The sequence below is a fragment of the Pseudomonas sp. AGC41 genome, from assembly GCF_057334555.1.
On sequence record NZ_JBHFJB010000061.1, the window covers coordinates 3,471 to 4,415 of the forward strand.

General features: G+C 62.0%; 1 protein-coding gene. It reads right to left on the bottom strand.

Features of this window, described 5'->3' with window-relative positions; translation table 11 throughout:
• Positions 1–30: 30 nt before the first annotated feature.
• Complete coding sequence (locus ACE04F_RS11505) at positions 31–753, bottom strand: pirin family protein (RefSeq protein WP_486106775.1); 723 nt, start codon at positions 751–753, stop codon at positions 31–33.
• Positions 754–945 lie beyond the last annotated feature (192 nt).

Sequence of the window (945 nt, forward strand, 5' to 3'; positions counted from 1 at the left end):
CCCCCCCACAACGTGCGTGAGGCACCGGCCTCATGGCATTTGCGGCAGTTCCTGCGGCCGCAGGTCAAACACCAGCACCTCGGCATCCTGGCCGTTGCCCAGCGTCAGTACCTCTTCGTTGCGAACCCGCACACCGTCGCCTTCCTGCAACGCCACGCCGTTGAGCTCGACGCGGCCCCGGGCCACATGCACATAGGCATAACGATCAGCGGCCAAGGTCAGCGTGGCGCGTTCTTCGCCATCGAACAGCCCGGCATACACCCGTGCGTCCTGGCGCACGTGCAACGACCCCTCGGCGCCATCCGGGGAGATGATCAGTTGCAGGCGACCGCGTTTCTGTTCGGGGCTGAAGTGCTCCTGCTGGTAGCGCGGCGTGGCGCCCACGACATTGGGCACGATCCAGATCTGCAGAAAATGCACCGGCTCGTCCGCACTGTGATTGAACTCGCTGTGGGCTACGCCGCTGCCGGCGCTCATCAACTGCACATCACCCGGACGAATCACCGAGCCCGTGCCCAGGGTGTCCTTGTGCTCCAGCGCGCCTTCGAGCACGTAGGAGAAAATCTCCATGTCCCGGTGTGGGTGCTGGCCGAAACCCTTGGCGGCGGCGACCCGATCGTCGTTGATCACCAGCAGGTCGGAAAAACCCTGTTGGTTGAGGTCGCGGTAGTTGGCAAAGGAAAAGGTGTGGAACGACGTCAGCCAGCCGTGACGAGCGATGCCGCGATCAGAAGCTTTGCGAAGGGTCAGCATGATGATTCTCCTGGTTCAGTGGGCGGTGGCCTTGGCCGTTCGCCGGGTACAGAAGAAGGTTAATGGTTATCGGTGTATTCAATAAGCGGCTGAATGTGGAAATACTGTCCGTTCTGAGTGGACAATCTCGCCGGGAGCGCTGCGCTTCGTCATAATGCCCACCGATCAAGCCATGAACCCTGTGGGGGGGGG